Source organism: Nonomuraea gerenzanensis (genome assembly GCF_020215645.1).
Taxonomy (GTDB): Bacteria; Actinomycetota; Actinomycetes; order Streptosporangiales; family Streptosporangiaceae; genus Nonomuraea; species Nonomuraea gerenzanensis.
Genome location: NZ_CP084058.1, coordinates 1 through 16,595 on the forward strand (window position 1 = coordinate 1; position 16,595 = coordinate 16,595).

General features: G+C 66.9%; 12 protein-coding genes, 1 tRNA gene and 1 pseudogene. 10 read left to right on the top strand and 4 right to left on the bottom strand.

All coding sequences use genetic code 11. The features are described 5' to 3' along the window. Positions 1-43: 43 nt before the first annotated feature. The 10 genes from dnaA (at position 44) to LCN96_RS00050 (ending at position 13,154) form a co-directional block, all read left to right on the top strand. Positions 44-1,627 carry a chromosomal replication initiator protein DnaA gene (gene dnaA / locus LCN96_RS00005; RefSeq protein ID WP_225270520.1) on the top strand — a complete coding sequence of 528 codons (1,584 nt, stop codon included), beginning with the start codon at positions 44-46 and terminating at the stop codon, positions 1,625-1,627. Between the two features lie 542 nt (positions 1,628-2,169). Beyond that, a complete protein-coding gene (gene dnaN / locus LCN96_RS00010; protein ID WP_225276277.1) occupies positions 2,170-3,309 on the top strand; it encodes a DNA polymerase III subunit beta in 1,140 nt (379 codons plus the stop codon). Positions 3,310-3,352: 43 nt separating this feature from the next. After that, on the top strand, positions 3,353-4,297 hold the full coding sequence (gene gnd, locus LCN96_RS00015) for a phosphogluconate dehydrogenase (NAD(+)-dependent, decarboxylating) (RefSeq protein ID WP_225270521.1): 945 nt from the start codon (positions 3,353-3,355) through the stop codon (positions 4,295-4,297). 102 nt (positions 4,298-4,399) lie between these two features. Then, positions 4,400-5,644, top strand: a complete 1,245-nt coding sequence (recF, locus tag LCN96_RS00020; RefSeq protein WP_225270522.1) for a DNA replication/repair protein RecF — start codon at positions 4,400-4,402, stop codon at positions 5,642-5,644. 211 nt (positions 5,645-5,855) lie between these two features. After that, entirely contained in the window at positions 5,856-6,320 is a 465-nt protein-coding gene (locus LCN96_RS00025; RefSeq protein ID WP_225270523.1) for a DUF721 domain-containing protein, read from the top strand. Positions 6,321-6,683: 363 nt separating this feature from the next. Further along, positions 6,684-8,606, top strand: coding sequence for a DNA topoisomerase (ATP-hydrolyzing) subunit B (gene gyrB / locus LCN96_RS00030; RefSeq protein ID WP_397351942.1), 1,923 nt, complete (start codon positions 6,684-6,686; stop codon positions 8,604-8,606). Between the two features lie 15 nt (positions 8,607-8,621). Next, positions 8,622-11,120 (top strand): DNA gyrase subunit A, encoded by a 2,499-nt coding sequence (gene gyrA, locus LCN96_RS00035; RefSeq protein WP_225270525.1) that lies wholly within the window; start codon positions 8,622-8,624, stop codon positions 11,118-11,120. 3 nt (positions 11,121-11,123) lie between these two features. Beyond that, a complete protein-coding gene (locus LCN96_RS00040) occupies positions 11,124-11,864 on the top strand; it encodes a DUF3566 domain-containing protein (protein ID WP_225270526.1) in 741 nt (246 codons plus the stop codon). A 130-nt stretch (positions 11,865-11,994) separates the two neighbouring features. Beyond that, positions 11,995-12,068, top strand: a tRNA-Ile gene (locus tag LCN96_RS00045). A 138-nt stretch (positions 12,069-12,206) separates the two neighbouring features. Further along, positions 12,207-13,154, top strand: a complete 948-nt coding sequence (locus tag LCN96_RS00050; RefSeq protein ID WP_225270527.1) for a hypothetical protein — start codon at positions 12,207-12,209, stop codon at positions 13,152-13,154. 46 nt (positions 13,155-13,200) lie between these two features. Here the strand turns inward: LCN96_RS00050 and LCN96_RS00055 are convergent, their stop codons facing one another. From LCN96_RS00055 to LCN96_RS00070, 4 genes and pseudogenes are all read right to left on the bottom strand, one after another. Next, positions 13,201-14,343, bottom strand: coding sequence for a tyrosine-type recombinase/integrase (locus tag LCN96_RS00055; RefSeq protein WP_225270528.1), 1,143 nt, complete (start codon positions 14,341-14,343; stop codon positions 13,201-13,203). After that, on the bottom strand, positions 14,343-14,564 hold the full coding sequence (locus tag LCN96_RS00060; protein ID WP_225270529.1) for a helix-turn-helix domain-containing protein: 222 nt from the start codon (positions 14,562-14,564) through the stop codon (positions 14,343-14,345). Before LCN96_RS00060 ends, LCN96_RS00055 begins: the two co-directional genes overlap by 1 nt. Then, positions 14,561-15,693 (bottom strand): annotated as a pseudogene (locus LCN96_RS56400) (AAA family ATPase). Before LCN96_RS56400 ends, LCN96_RS00060 begins: the two are co-directional and overlap by 4 nt. Further along, positions 15,690-16,586 (bottom strand): bifunctional DNA primase/polymerase, encoded by an 897-nt coding sequence (locus tag LCN96_RS00070; protein WP_225270530.1) that lies wholly within the window; start codon positions 16,584-16,586, stop codon positions 15,690-15,692. Before LCN96_RS00070 ends, LCN96_RS56400 begins: the two are co-directional and overlap by 4 nt. Positions 16,587-16,595: the final 9 nt, after the last annotated feature.

The window sequence follows — 16,595 nt, forward strand, 5'->3', positions numbered from 1 at the left end:
ACGATCGCGGGGGGCCGCGAGAGGAAGGAGGGGGAGCCGCACCATGAACGGTGTCGACCTCGGCACGGTATGGGCGAGTGCCCTGGGCAACTTCCTCAACGAGAACGTGCCCATCCAGCAGCGCACCTGGCTGTCGATGGTGCGGCCGATCGCCCTGGCCAACGACACGATCGTGCTCGGCGTCCCCAACGACTTCCTCAAGGACCTCATCGAGAGCAACAAGCTGCGCCCGCTCGTGACGCACGCGCTCTCGCAGGAGCTCGGGCGGACCATGCGGGTGGCCGTGATGATCGACACGGCGGCGCCGGAGCAGCGCGCCGGCGAGCCTCATCAACAGCCTGTGACTCAAAGTTATCCCCAGGGTGTGGAGAGTCAGCTGCGTTATGCACAGCCCGTGCAACCGCAGCCCAACCAGGCTTCGGAGCCTCCGCAGTTCTATTCTCCACAGCCGGAGCAGCCCCAGATATCCACCGAATATCCACAGCAGGGCTTCTCTTTTGAACAGGCCCAGCCGTACACACCGCCTGTGGAGAAGTCGCCGGAGCCGGCCCCGAACCGGTGGGAAGCGAAGAGCAACAAGCCCAGCGAACCGGCCAGACTTAATCAGAAGTACACATTCGAGACATTCGTCATCGGTGCCAGCAACCGGTTCGCCCATGCGGCGGCCGTGGCGGTGGCCGAATCCCCCGCGAAGGCGTACAACCCGCTGTTCATCTATGGCGACTCGGGGCTGGGGAAGACGCACCTGCTGCACGCGATCGGGCATTACGCCCAGAGCCTGTACGACGGGGCGCGGGTGAGATACGTGAGCTCCGAGGAGTTCACCAACGACTTCATCAACAGCATCCGCGACCACAAGGCCGACGGCTTCCGCGGCCGCTACCGGGCGATCGACATCCTGCTCGTGGACGACATCCAGTTCCTGGAGGGCAAGGAGCAGACGCAGGAGGAGTTCTTCCACACCTTCAACACCCTGCACAACGCCAACAAGCAGATCGTCATCTCCAGCGACCGGGCGCCCAAGCAGCTCATCACGCTGGAGGACCGGCTGCGCAACCGGTTCGAGTGGGGCCTGATCACCGACGTCCAGCCGCCCGAGCTGGAGACCCGGATCGCCATCCTCAGGAAGAAGGCCATCCAGGAGGGCCTGGCCGCGCCGCCCGAGGTGCTCGAGTACATCGCCAGCCGCATCTCCACCAACATCCGGGAGCTGGAGGGCGCGCTGATCAGGGTCACCGCGTTCGCCAGCCTCAACCGGCAGGGCGTGGACCTGCAGCTGGCCGAGGTGGTGCTGAAGGACCTGATCACCTCGGAGTCCGACACCGAGATCACCATCGCGGCCATCATGAGCGAGACCGCGCAGTACTTCGGCATCAGCATCGACGACCTGTGCGGCACCTCGCGCAGCCGGGCGCTCGTCAACGCCCGGCAGATCGCCATGTATCTGGCCCGCGAGCTGACCGAGCTGTCGCTGCCGAAGATCGGGCAGCAGTTCGGCGGCCGTGACCACACCACCGTGATGCACGCCGAGCGGAAGATCCGCTCGCTCATCGCGGAGCGCAGGTCGATGTACAACCAGGTCAACGAGCTAACAATGCGGATCAAGCAGACACAGCGTGGATCTTGAGTTTGTACACAGCCTGTGGAAAACGCTGTGGACCAGCGGAAACACAGAAATTCACCCGCCGTTCGCCCGACAATGCTGGGAAAAATCCGTCCACATGGGTTGGGGACAAGGCTGGGGACATCCTGTGGGGAACTTGGGGACTACCAGTGGACAGCGTGTGGACAGACTGTGAACAACGGATCTGGGGCTCCAAAAGGGCCCCTTCTACCCGGTGGATAACCTGTGGAAACCTCGTGGATAACCCCGGTCTTCCCGTGGATGACGGGACCATGATCTGGGGACGGCCTGTGGGCAGAGAATCTCCATCCCCAGGCGGCGAAGTTCTCCCCAGGCGTCGCCCACAGTACAAGTGGATGAAAATATGGCGGCTGACCAGCCAAGACTCTGGTTGTCCACAGTTTCCACAGCCCCTAGTGTGATGACTTCCTATCTCTCTAACTAAGAAACTCAAAGACCCATAGAGGGGTTCTCCCGGAGCGCGAGTCCGGGAGGGTGGATCCTTGAGATCCTTGAATCAACGACGACCCAGGAGGCTGATGACCGTGATGTTCCGAATCGAGCGAGACGTCCTCGCTGAGGCGGTGGCATGGACGGCACGCAGCCTCCCGGCACGCCCGTCGGTGCCCGTTCTCGCGGGCATGCGCCTGGAGGTCACCGAGCAGCAGCAGCTCAAGCTCTCCGGCTTCGACTACGAGGTCTCCGCCGAGGTGACGCTGGAGCTGCACACCGGTGAGGCCGGGGTCGTGCTGGTCTCCGGCAAGCTGCTCGCCGAGATCACCCGTGCGCTTCCCGCACAGCCTGTGGACTTCGTGGTGGAAGGCGCCAAGGCGGTCGTCACGTGCGGCAGCGCGCGGTTCACCCTGCTGACCATGCCTGTGGAGGACTACCCGACCCTCCCGGCCATGCCGCCCGCCGCCGGCCGCGTCGGCAGCGACGTGTTCGCCTCCGCCGTCAGCCAGGTCGCCGTCGCCGCGGGCCGCGACGACACGCTGCCGATGCTCACGGGCGTACGGATGGAGATCGAGGGCGACACGGTCACCCTGGCCGCGACCGACCGCTACCGGCTGGCCGTGCGCGAGCTGAAGTGGCAGCCGGGGCAGCCCGACTTCGCCGCGATCGCGATGATCCCCGGCAAGACGCTCGCCGACACCGCCAAGGCGCTCGGCGCGACGGGCGCCGAGGTGGAGATCGCGCTCAGCTCCGCCGGCGGCACCGGCGAGGGCATGATCGGCTTCTCAAGCGCGGGGCGGCGCACGACGACGCGGCTGCTCGACCCGGAGTTCCCCAAGTACCGCTCGCTGCTGCCCACCGAGTTCTCCGCCCGGGCCGACCTGTCCACAGGTCCGTTCGTCGAGGCGGTCAAGCGCGTGGCCCTGGTCGCCGAGCGCAACACGCCGGTGCGGCTGGCGTTCAAGAGCGGCGAGGTCGTGCTGGAGGCCGGCAGCGGCGACGAGGCGCAGGCCGTCGAGGCACTGCCTGTGGACTACGAGGGCGAGGAGATGAACATCGCCTTCAACCACCAGTTTCTGCTGGAAGGGCTGGGTGCCATCGACTCCGACGTGGCCAGGCTCCAGATGACCACGTCCACGAAGCCCGCTATCCTCACCGGTGGCAAGCCTGTGGAGGACGGTGCCGTAACGGACTACCGCTACCTGATCATGCCCATCCGACTGTCAGGCTGAACCTGTCATCGGAGATGATGGAAGTCTGACAAGGGGGTACATCATGCAGATCGGCATGGTCGGACTGGGCAAGATGGGCGGCAACATGGCCGAACGGCTGCGCCGCGGCGGTCATGAGGTCGTCGGTTACGACCGCGACCCGGCGATCAGCGACGTCGCCAGCCTGAAGGAGCTGGCCGAACGCCTGCAGGCGCCGCGCGCCGTCTGGGTCATGGTGCCCGCCGGCAAGCCCACGCAGACCACCGTCGACGACCTGGGCGAGCTGCTCGACGAGGGCGACATCGTCATCGACGGCGGCAACTCCCACTACGTGGACGACCAGAAGCACGCCGCCGAGCTGGCGGAGAAGGGCATCGGCTTCGTCGACTGCGGCGTCAGCGGCGGCGTGTGGGGCCTGCAGAACGGCTACGCGCTGATGTGCGGCGGCGAGAAGTCCCACGTGGACCGGCTCATGCCCATCTTCGAGACGCTCAAGCCCGAGGGCGAGGACGGCTTCGTGCACGCGGGCGACGTCGGCGCCGGGCACTTCGCGAAGATGGTCCACAACGGCATCGAGTACGGCATGATGCAGGCCTTCGCCGAGGGCTGGGAGCTGCTGGAGGCCTCCGACGTCGTCAAGGACGTCAAGGGCTCCTTCAGCAGCTGGCGCACCGGCACCGTGATCCGCTCCTGGCTGCTCGACCTGCTGGTGCGGGCGCTGGACGACGACGAGCACCTCGAGCAGCTCCGCGGTTACGCACAGGACTCCGGCGAGGGCCGGTGGACCGTGCAGGCGGCCGTGGACCACGCAGTGCCGCTGCCGGTCATCACGGCCGCGCTGTACGCCAGGTTCGCCTCGCGCCAGGACGACTCCCCCGCGATGAAGGTCGTGGCGGCGCTGCGCAACCAGTTCGGCGGCCACGCGATCACCTCGGCCGAGGGCAGCACCGGCAAGGGGGCCGACTCCCCCGGCGCCGACGTGACGCCGCCGCGCGAGGCCGATCGCTGATCGGCGAGGGCCGATTCCCGGGGTCATCCACAACACCAAGGGTTTTCCACAGAACGTATGCCGGTGACCCCGGTGACCCGTGAGGCGCACTAACCTCGTGGGGTGCATGTCGCCCACCTCTCGCTGACCGACTTCCGGTCCTACCCGTCGGTGGAGCTCGGCCTGGAGCCGGGCGTCACGGCGTTCGTGGGGCCCAACGGCCAGGGCAAGACCAACCTGGTCGAGGCCCTGGGCTATGTCGCGACGCACTCCAGCCACCGGGTGGCCAGCGACGCGCCGCTGGTGCGCCAGGGCGCCACCCGGGCGATCGTGCGCTGCGCCATCCAGCGGGATGATCGGCGGGCGCTGATCGAGCTGGAGATCAACCCGGGGCGGGCCAACCGCGCCAGGCTCAACCGCTCCCCCGTCTCACGGGCCCGTGACGTCGTCGGCCTGCTGCGCACGGTGCTGTTCGCGCCCGAGGACCTCGCGCTGTCCAAGGGCGACCCGTCCGAGCGCCGCCGCTTCCTCGACGACCTGCTGGTGTCCAGGACACCCCGGTTCGCGGGGGTGCGTGCCGACTACGACCGGGTGCTGAAGCAGCGCGGAGCCCTGCTGCGTACGGCCGCGCAGGCCCGCAGAGGCAGCAGGAGCCCGCGGCGGCAGGAGAGGGACAGCGGGTTCGCCGCGGCCGGCGCGGGCGACGTGCTGAGCACTCTGGAGGTCTGGGACGCCCATCTGGCCCGGCACGGGGCGGAGTTGTTGCGCGGGCGCCTGGAGCTCATCGAGGCGCTGCGCCCGCTGGTGGCCGGATCCTACGCCGCGCTGGCGCCGTCGAGCGCTCCGGCGACGCTCGCCTACCGCAGCACGTTGTCCACAGGCGGGGATCCAGGCGAGGGGGGTCAGGAGGGCGAAGCCCCCGGTGAGCGGGGATCTTTCGATACACAGACGTTATCCACAGACTTGGGGAAAACCCTTGAAGAACGTCTGCGGGAGCGGCTAATAGAGGTCCGCTCGTCGGAGCTCGAACGAGGGGTCACGCTCGTCGGGCCGCACCGCGACGACCTGGTTCTCGGGCTGGGCGAGCTGCCTGCCCGGGGTTACGCCAGCCACGGCGAGTCCTGGTCGTTCGCGCTGGCGCTGCGGCTGGCGGCCTACGACCTGCTGCGGGCCGACGGGGGCGATCCCGTGCTGATCCTCGACGACGTGTTCGCCGAGCTCGACAGCCAGCGCAGGCGGCGGCTCGCGGAGATGGTGGCGCCCGCCGAGCAGGTGCTGATCACCGCGGCGGTCGCGGACGACGTGCCGCAGGAGCTGGTGGGAGGCAGGTTCGACGTCGCGGAGGGGAGTGTGACGCGTGTCCGCTGACGACGTACCGCCGAGGAGCGGAAGTTATCCACAGGGTGGGGCTTCCGGTGGACGAACGCGGCCCGGCGCGGCCGGTGGGCGCGCGGCGGGCGACGGTCGTCCACAGGCGGGGACGACCGGTGCACAACCGGCCGGACCTGGCGGGCCCGCGGGGGGCGGCGGGCCTTTCGCCGCGGCCGGCGGTGAGAACGCGACCGCCAGAGGCGTGGCCATGGCGAGGGAGAAGCTCGCCCAGGCCAAGGCCGACGCCGCCAAACGCGGCCAGCTCCCCCGCCGCGAGCCCAGGCGCAGGGCGGCCGGCGGCCCGCGCAGGGAGAACGGAGATCCCCAGCTTTTCGGACGCGCGATCGCCGACCTGCTGGCCGATCGCGGCTGGGAGCGCCCGGCGAAGGTGGGCGCGGTGTTCGGCCGCTGGGTCGAGATCGTGGGCCCTGACCTGGCCGCCCACACCAAGCCAGAGTCGTTCGACGACGGCGAGGTGCTGATCGCGGCCGACTCGACGGCGTGGGCGACGCAGGTCCGGCTGCTCGCCCGCACCCTCGTACGCAGGCTCAACGAGGAGCTCGGCGACGGCACCGTGACAAAGGTCAAGGTCAGAGGCCCGCAGACGGCGCCGCGTCCATCAGGAGGATTGCGGGTGACCGGAAGGCGGGGTCCTCGTGACACCTACGGCTAGAGGCTTCGCACAGTAACGGTCCACAGCAGCTCCGGTTGGGCGCTCGGGGCGATCAGACAGCCGCAGACGCGATAAGCCCCCTTTCCGGAGGGGGGATGCTTGCCCGGGGGCCAAACGAGCTAGCGGGCATCACAGGCGCGTTCATTGCCACCTTGGCCCTCCGGAAGCGGTAGAATGAAAAAGGATTCCGGACACGTCCGCTTGCGTGTCACCCCGGCAGCAAGCCGACTCTCCTGGGTGACCGCGCATCGGGGCACTCACGACGGTGACGGGCACGGCAGGGGCAGCTTCGTTCGATAGTCGCCTCCCCCGCCGCGTGTCCGCGGCAGGAGGATTTCGCAGTTGTCCTACGACGCTAGCTCAATCACCGTACTCGAAGGGCTTGAGGCGGTTCGCAAGCGCCCGGGTATGTATATCGGTTCCACCGGCGAGCGTGGTCTGCACCATCTCGTGCAAGAGATCGTCGACAACGCGGTGGACGAGGCACTGGCCGGTTACGCCGACACCATCAACGTCACGCTGCTCGCCGACAACGGCGTGCGCGTGGTCGACAACGGGCGCGGCATCCCCACCGGCATCCACCCGGTGGAGAAGCGCTCGGCCGTCGAGGTCGTGCTCACCACGCTGCACGCGGGCGGCAAGTTCGACAGCCAGTCCTACGCGGTCTCGGGCGGTCTGCACGGCGTCGGCTCGGCCGTCGTCAACGCGCTGTCCACCGCCATGGAGGTGGAGGTCAAGCAGAACGGCCACTACTGGCGCCAGCGCTATGAGATGTCCAAGCCCACGGCTCCCCTGGCCAAGGGCGAGGAGACCGACGAGACCGGCACGACGGTCACGTTCTGGGCCGACCCCGACGTCTTCGAGACCACCACGTGGAACTACGAGACGCTCTCGCGGCGCTTCCAGGAGATGGCCTTCCTCAACAAGGGCCTGACGATCACGCTGACCGACGAGCGTCCCGACCACATCAACGGCGAGCCGCACACCGTCACCTACCACTACGAGGGCGGCCTGTCCGACTTCGTGCAGCACCTCAACGCCAAGAAGGAGCCGGCGCACGCGTCGATCATCTCCTTCGAGGAGGAGAGCGACGGGCTGGCGGTCGACATCGCCATGCAGTGGAACAACTCCTACTCGGAGTCCGTCTACAGCTTCGCCAACGTCATCAACACCGCCGAGGGCGGCACCCACGAGGAGGGCTTCCGCGCGGCGCTGACGTCCATCGTCAACCGCTACGCGCGCGAGCAGAAGTTCCTCAAGGAGGGCAAGGACGACAACCTCAGCGGCGAGGACGTCCGTGAGGGCCTGACCGCGATCATCTCGGTCAAGCTGTCGGACCCGCAGTTCGAGGGGCAGACGAAGACCAAGCTCGGCAACACCGAGGCGAAGTCGTTCGTGCAGAAGGCCTGCAACGACCACCTGCGTGACTGGTTCGAGCGCAACCCCGGCGAGGCCAAGGACATCATCAACAAGTCCCTGCAGGCCTCGCGCGCCCGCATCGCCGCACGTCAGGCGCGCGACCTGACCAGGCGCAAGTCGCTGCTGGAGGCGGGCAGCGGGCTGCCGGGCAAGCTGGCCGACTGCCAGTGGAACGACCCGGAGAAGTGTGAGCTGTTCATCGTCGAGGGTGACTCGGCGGGCGGCTCGGCCAAGGGCGGGCGCGACTCGCGGTTCCAGGCGATCCTGCCCATCCGCGGCAAGATCCTCAACGTCGAGAAGGCGCGGATCGACAAGGTCCTGAAGAACAACGAGGTCCAGGCGCTGATCACGGCTCTGGGCACCGGCGTGCACGACGAGTTCGACATCAGCAAGCTGCGCTACCACAAGGTCATCCTGATGGCCGACGCCGACGTCGACGGCCAGCACATCAACACGCTGCTGCTGACGCTGCTGTTCAGGTTCATGCGGCCGCTGATCGAGGCCGGTCACGTCTACCTGTCCTGCCCGCCGCTGTACAAGATCAAGTGGGACCGCAAGGGCGAGGACGCCTCCTACGCCTACTCCGACAGCGAACGCGACGCGGTGATCGCCGCGGGCATCGCGAGCGGCAAGCCGGACCCGCGCCCACGCGACAACGTCCAGCGCTTCAAGGGTCTGGGCGAGATGAACGCCGGCCAGCTCTGGGAGACCACGATGAACCCGGCGACCAGGCTGCTGCGCCTGGTGACCCTTGACGACGCGGCGCAGGCCGACGACCTGTTCAGCGTGCTGATGGGGGAAGACGTGGAGGCGCGGCGCGACTTCATCATCCGCAACGCGCGCGACGTTCGCTTCCTCGACGTTTAAGAAGGACCAACACCTGTGACGGACGTGAACACCACTCCCCCGGCTGACCGCATCGAGCCTGTGGACATCCAGTCCGAGATGCAGCGCAGTTACATGGACTACGCGATGTCCGTCATCGTGTCCAGGGCGCTGCCGGACGTGCGCGACGGCCTCAAGCCGGTGCACCGGCGCGTGCTGTACGCGATGTACGACGGCGGGTACCGTCCCGACCGCGGCTACTTCAAGTGCGCCCGCGTCGTCGGTGACGTGATGGGCACCTACCACCCCCACGGCGACACCTCGATCTACGACGCGCTGGTCCGCCTGGCGCAGAACTGGTCGCTGCGCTACCCGCTGGTCGACGGGCAGGGCAACTTCGGCTCGCCGGGCAACGACCCGGCGGCGGCGATGCGTTACACCGAGTGCAAGCTCGCGCCCATCGCCATGGAGATGCTGCGCGACATCGACAAGGAGACCGTCGACTTCCGGCCGAACTACGACGGCAAGTCGCAGGAGCCCGACGTCCTGCCGGCGCGCTTCCCGCAGCTGCTGGTCAACGGTTCTGGCGGCATCGCCGTCGGCATGGCCACCAACATCCCGCCGCACAACCTGCGCGAGGTCGCGGCGGCGGTCAAGTGGGCGCTGGAGAACCCGGAGGCCGGCGACGAGGAGCTGCTCGAAGCCTCGATCAAGCTGGTCAAGGGCCCTGACTTCCCCACCAAGGCGCTGATCGTCGGCCGCCGGGGCATCGAGGACGCCTACCGCACCGGCCGCGGCTCGATCACCATGCGGGCCGTGGTCGAGGTCGAGGAGGACAAGGGGCGGCAGGCCCTGGTCGTCACCGAGCTGCCGTACCAGGTCAACCCCGACAACCTGGCGCTGAAGATCGCCGAGCTGGTCCGTGAGGGCAAGCTCACGGGCATCGCCGACGTACGTGACGAGAGCTCCTCGCGGGTGGGGCAGCGCCTGGTCATCGTGCTCAAGCGCGACGCGGTCGCCAAGGTCGTGCTGAACAACCTGTACAAGCACACCCAGCTCCAGGACACCTTCGGCGCCAACATGCTGGCGCTGGTGGACGGCGTGCCGCGCACGCTGCGGCTCGACCAGTTCATCCGGCACTACGTGGCCCACCAGATCGAGGTCATCGTCCGCCGGACGCGCTACCTGCTGCGCAAGGCCGAGGAGCGCGCCCACATCCTGCGCGGGCTGCTGAAGGCCCTGGAGCGGCTCGACGAGGTCATCGCGCTGATCCGCGCCTCGGAGTCCGCCTCCGCCGCCCAGCAGGGCCTCATGGGGCTGCTGGAGATCGACGAGGTGCAGGCGCAGGCCATCCTCGACATGCAGCTGCGCAAGCTGGCCGCCCTGGAGCGGCAGGCCATCCAGGACGAGTTCGACTCCCTGATGACGCAGATCGCCGAGTACAACTCGATCCTGGCCAGCGAGAGCCGGCAGCGCGAGATCATCAACGAGGAGCTCGCCGAGATCGTCAACCGCTACGGCGACGAGCGGCAGACCGAGATCATCGCCTACGACGGCGACATGTCGATCGAGGACCTCATCGCCGAGGAAGAGATCGTCGTCACCATCACCCGGGGCGGCTACGCCAAGCGCACCCGTACCGACCTGTACCGGGCGCAGAAGCGCGGCGGCAAGGGCGTCCGCGGTGCTCAGCTGCGCCAGGACGACATCGTCGACCACTTCTTCGTCACCACGACGCACCACTGGCTGCTGTTCTTCACGAACAAGGGGCGGGTGTACCGCGTCAAGGCGTACGAGCTGCCCGACGCGGGTCGCGACGCCCGGGGCATGCATCTTGCGAACCTTCTTGCCATGCAGCCCGACGAAACAGTCATGGAGGTTCTCGACCTACGCGACTACAACGTCGCACCCTATCTCGTTCTGGCCACCCGTAGCGGGCTCGTCAAGAAGACCCGCCTGTCCGAGTACGACTCCCCCAGGTCCGGAGGTTTGATCGCGATCAACCTCCGGGAGGACGACGAGGTCATCGGAGCCCGCCTGGTCTCCGAGGAAGACGACCTGCTGCTCGTCTCGAAGGGCGCGCAGTCGATCCGCTTCACCGCCTCTGACGAGGCACTACGTCCCATGGGACGGGCGACGAGCGGTGTCATCGGCATGAGGTTCCTCGAAGGTGACGAACTTCTCGCCATGAATCGGATCGCAGACGGCCAAGATGTGCTTATCGCCACGAAGGCTGGGTACGCAAAACGGACGCCAGTGGAGCAGTATCCAGTTCAAGGACGTGGCGGTAGAGGCGTGCTGACTGCGAAGATCGTATCTTCCCGTGGCAAGCTGGTCGGAGCCGTCATGGTCAACCCAGAGGACGAGGTTTTCGCGATCACGTCCGCCGGCGGGGTGATCCGGACGAGTGCCGGCGAGATCAAGCAGTCCGGCCGCCAGACCATGGGAGTTCGATTGATGAATCTCGCTGAAGGCGACAGCGTGGTGGCCCTCGCCCGGAACGCCGAGTCGATGGAGACTTCGGTGGAGAGTGATGAAGACGGGGGAGGAGAGTAGTTCATGAGCGCCCAGGGTGGTCCAGCCAGGACCAAGGCGGCTTCGGGTAACGGACAGCAGCCGAAGAAGCCCGCAGAGACCGAGATGTTCGACGCGGTCGAAGACGGCCAGGACACCTCGCCCGCGCAGGGCAGGTCCATGCCGTCCAAGGAGGACAACAAGCCTTCGCCGCAGCCGGGCCCGCCCGGCCCTCCGGGCCCCCACGGCCCATCCGGGCCGCAGGGCCCGCCTGTCCCGCCGCAGGGAGCGCAGCAGCAGTCGGAGGGCAACGAGACGGTACGCCTGCGCCCGTCGCTGGCCAGCGAGGCCCCGCCGGCCCTTGAGCTGCCCAAGAAGAAGGGCTCCGGCTCGTCCGGAAGCCGCCTGCCCCGCAAGGCCCACCTGGTCCTGCGTCGCGTCGAGCCGTGGTCGGCCATGAAGTTCAGCTTCGTGGTCTCCCTGGTCTGCTTCGTGGTGCTGTTCGTGGCCGTGGCCGTCCTGTACGGCGTGCTGTCGGCCCTGGGTGTCTTCGACTCGATCGTCGACCTGGTCAACCAGCTCGGCCAGGGCGAGCAGGGGCAGAGCTCCATCCCGATCGACATCGCCTCCTGGTTCGAGCCCGTGCGGATCCTCGGCTACACGGCGCTGATCGGGGCGGTGAACGTCGTACTGATCACGGCTCTGTCCACGTTGGGGGCGGTCATCTACAACATCGCCTCCGACCTGGTGGGGGGCGTCGAGGTGACCTTCAGCGAGGCTGAGTAAGCGGTGTTGCTCGCGCCGGCCGGTGGGTACGGGCGGCGCGAGCAGCCTGCTGGAGGCGGTAAGCTTTTCCTCGTTCCGAACAACCGGTTCGCCTCTGTGAAGCGGATGCGATAACGTTCGGGGTGCGAGCGGGGCTATAGCTCAGTCGGTTAGAGCGCTTCCCTGATAAGGAAGAGGTCCCAGGTTCAAGTCCTGGTAGCCCCACCCAGTCTGACCAGCACAAGGGTTGCTCTTCGATCTTCGGAGAGCAACCTTTTCTGTGTTTGAGTGTCTATCTGCGTGACTAGCGTTCCGGATCATGTAGGGCACCCACCCTCTTGCGGTGCCGGTTCAGGAGTTTCCATGGCAGAGATCAATTGGCACGCCGTCAACAACGGCTTAGAGTTCCTTACGAGCGCAGTAAGCCTCCTCAACGATGGGGAGGTGAAGTACGCCGCCGTTCACCTGAGCGCTAGCATCGAGATCTTGCTCAAGGTCAGGCTCGCGCGAGAGCACTGGGCGTTGGTCGTGGCAGACCCTAGGGAAGCCCAGCGCACGACGTATGACACCGGAGACTTCAAGAGCGCGACGATCGATCAGGTGGTGGAGCGCCTGGTGAAGATCGCAAACGTGGCCATCTCAGACGAAGATCGTAAACGGATCAGGAGTCTTAACAGGACCCGTAATCAGATCGCTCATTTCGCCCTGGTGGGAGACAACCCTCTGGCGACGCAGGCAACAGTGGCACGAGCTATGGAGATGCTCCTCCGCTTCATCGAGAAGGAGCTTGCTCCGGGTGCGCCCGATAGAGAGCGCAAGCTCATCGACGCTACCTTCAGCGAGGTGATGGAGCAGATCCGCGAGATCGACGTGCTGGTCAAGGAGCGAATGAACTCCCTGAAGCCGACGATCGATCAGGCTGAGGTGCCCGTAGTCGCCTGTCCTGATTGCCAGAAGGACTCATACGTCTGTGATGGTGGCCCTGGACGATGTCTGTTCTGCTCCTACCAGTTCGCTGGCGATGTGGTAGCTGAGGACTACGCATCGAACATCTTGCACGCGAGCAAGTACCTTGCTGCCAAGATGCGTAGTGAGTGGCCTGTGAGCAGCTGCCATGAGTGCGGAGCTGATGCCCTTGTCCGAGGGGTTCTCGCAATGGCGAAGGTGCAGGCCGAAGTGTGTTGCTTCAGTTGCGGCTACTTCGGCAACTACTCCGACCTGGACACCTGTACGAATTGTGGTGAGGTCATGGGGAGAAGCGAGATGACCGTCTGTGGTAGCTGTTTTGAGTACTTCGCCTCCAAGGACTAAGAGCCTGTCCCTCGTCGCATACGAGGGACAGGGTCAAGCCCGAGACTCACGTCTTGAAGATTGTGTCCATCACGACCGCCCCTCCTTGTAGTACCGGCCGAATCTGCTTGCGGTAGACCAGCTCTGTGACGGCCGTACTGCTGTGACCTACCAAGCGAGAAATCTCTTCCAACGGCGTCCCGTTGTCGGAAAGCAGAGAGACGAAGCTGTGCCTCAGCTCTCGCGGGGTCCACTCCGAGGGGTCCAAGCTTGTGTACTTGATTACACGCCGGAACGCTCGCCGTACGTTGGCCGCGTCCAGTTCGGTTCCGGCGGTGGAGGCGAACACCAAGCCATGCTCTGACCAGGCGTCGCCTTGCTCCTTCTGCTGAGCTGCCCGTTGTTCGATCAGCGCGTCTACGCACCGCTTAGGGAGGGCGAGGGTGCGCCGTGACTTGCGGGTCTTGGTGTCTCCCCCGCTTCGCACGGAGCGCCACACGGCGACGTACGGCGGTATCGGCGGGGTGCCGTCGAGATTGCCCTCCAGGTCCACGTGATCCCAGCGCAGTGCGCGGAGTTCCTCGGTGCGTGCGCCGGTGAGCAGGGAGACCACGATGTAGGCGTACAGGTTCTTGCCCTCGGCGGCCTTCAGCACCTCTTCTGCCTGGGCCATTGTGAGCGCCTTGGACGGGCGTCCTTCCTTGCCCTGGGGCACTCGACACAGCTCGACCACGTTCCGCCGGACCTTGTCGCGCGCCATGGCACGCTTGATGATCCGATTCAGACAGGAATGGAGCCGCGCCACGGTACTCGTGCTGTGTGTCTTGGCCTTGCTGGCCAACCACTTGTCCACATCCTGTGCATTGAGGTCGCGGAGCTTCCGCTTGCCCAGCGCGGGGATGATGTGCGTCTTGACCAGGATGGTGTTCGTCGCGACGGTGCTTGGGTCCAACCCGCTGAGCCCGTAGGCCAGCCAGTCGGTCGCTGCTTGAGCGACGGTCGACTCCCCTGGCGCGATGGTCAGCCCGTCTTCATAGTCCCTGAGCACCTCCTTGAGCTTGTTCTTGGCTTCGGTCTTGGTCTTGCCGCTGCCTCGTTTCACGATGCGCTTGCCGCTGGGGTCATAGCCGAGGCTGGCGGTGGCGATCCAGCGTTGGCGCTTGTCGTCCCAGTGGAGGCCGCCGTCTCCTCTGCTGCGTCGCTTGGTCATCAGGCTGCTTCCTCTGCTTCCTTCTCCAGGAGGGCGATGTAGGCGCGAATGGCGCTGGCGGTGATGAGGCGGGCGCGGCCTTGCTTGACGGAGCGCAGGCGGCCGGTGCGGATCTGGTCGTAGATGACGGTTCGGCTCATGCGGAGGAGGCGCATGGCGTCGGTGACGCGGTAGAGCTGGGTGTCGGTGAGCCGAACGCTGTCCGGCGTTGAGGTGGTCACTGGTGGGTCTCCTCATCGGTGGGGACAGCGGGGACAGGCAGCAGGGCCGGTTGTCCCTCATGGACGTGGGCGTTGGTGCTGGTGGTGATGTGGGCTGGGACGGTAGGGACGCTGGGGACGCCTGCCGGGGACTCTGCCCCGGGGAGGCGGTAGTGGCCGGTGGCGTTGACGCAGAGCTGGCCGTCAGCGTTCATGCGCTGGCAGGTCTTGCGGACGTTCTCGTGGGACAGGCCGGTGGCGTCCGCGATGGCCTTGGGTGTGCTGTTGGGGTTGGCGCGGACGTGGCGGGCGATGGCCGCTCTGGTATCGGAGAGGGCGTGGTCTTCGGGTGGGCCGTCCAGGAGGTGCCAGAGGCCAGCGGCGGGTTGGAAGGCCATGGCGTATTCGGCTTCTTCGACGTCGCGGCCGGTGACGTGCAGGACGCCGTCAGCGGTGCCTCTGGCGCGTTTGAGGACGAGGGTGGCGTCTGCGGCTCCGGCCAGGCCGTTGGTGCCGGAGACTTCGCTCAGGAAGTCTTCTGAGGCCATCTTGCGGACGTGGTGGATCAGGACGACGGCGACGCCGTAGGTGTCGGCCAGGCGCTTGGCGCGGCTCATAGCGGCGTAGTCGGCGTCGTAGGCGGACAGGCCGGGTGGTGTGGTGCCTCGGATCTTGGCGAAGACGTCGATGACGACGAGGCGGGCGTTGGTGTTGCGGTCGAGCCAGCGGGCGATGGCCTCTTCCCCGCCTGCGGGCAGGTCGGGCAGGTGGTGGCGAGCGTGAGGTCGCGTGGGGCGGGCTGGCCGCTGAGGATCTTGCCCATGCGGTTCTGCAGGCGGCGGGCGGTGTCTTCCAGGGCGAGGTAGAGGACGGGGCCGGGTTCGAGTTCGATGGCTTCCAGCGCCTTGGCACCGCTGGCCACGGCGATGCCGAGGCCGAGGCTGAGCCAGGACTTGCCGACCTTGGGCGGGCCTGCCAGGAGGCTGAGTCCTTCGGCGATGATGCCGGGGACGGCCCAGCGGGGCTCCGGGAAGGTCATGGCCATCAGTTCGTCGGCGGTCCAGGAGGTACGGAACGGCACGGGCTGGCCTGGCGCTTGGACGGCATCACCGTTGACCAGGCGAAGGTGGGTGCTGCGGTCGTTGGTCATGCGGCCACCGTTCGGGGCCGGCGGGCTCCGGCGCGCAGGCCGGAGGCGATGGTGCGCTGGGCCTCGCGGTAGGGCTGGCCGATCTGCGTGGCTGCCTCCGTGAGCCACGTAGTGACGGCGGCGGCGTGCAACTCGCCTCCGGCGACGAGCTGGCCGAGCGCGACGGACGCGAGGTAGAGCGCGTTGTTGTGGCCGTGGGGTGGTGAGCTGGCCACCCGTTGCAGCTCACCGAGGACGGCGGCGCGGATGTACGCGCCGTGGCGGTCGGATACGAGGGGCACGGTGATGGGCTTCTGTGGTGGCAGTGGGGCCGGGCGTAGTCGCTCCACTAGCCAGACCGGGAGTGGTGTTGGTGGGATGGGGTGCAGGACCTTGTAGGTGCCGCTGCCGTGTTCGTCGGTGACGTGGCTGCCGGGGCCGACGACGTAGCCGCCGTTCGCGCGGGTGTCGATCAGCCAGCCGAGGCCGCCGTTGCCACCTTGGGTGTTCGTCAGGGTGACTCCATTGGGTGCGGTGAAGTACAGGTGCAGGCCGCCGCGTCGGGTGCGGACCTGGAAGGTCTCCAGCGGGAGTGGTTGTCCGGCCTGGTCACAGAGGGCGGCGAGGACGTCTGCGCCGTCTCGGATGCCGGGGCGGTTCCACTGCGGTGGTGGTTGCTCATCGGGCTTGGGCTGGTCCAGGTCGATGACGACGAGGTTGGACGGGCCGGTGGCGATGCCGAGGTTGTATGGACGCTGCCAGATGCGGCGGATGGTGGCCGGGTCGGTGGTGGTGCGGTGTTGCCAGTTGGTGAAGCCGCGGGGCGGAGTCTTGCCGTTCGGCGCGAGCGGGAAGACGTGCCAGCCTCGGGCGGCGGCTGCGAGGGCGTAGCGGGTCAGGTTCGTGATCGGCATGGGTGCTCC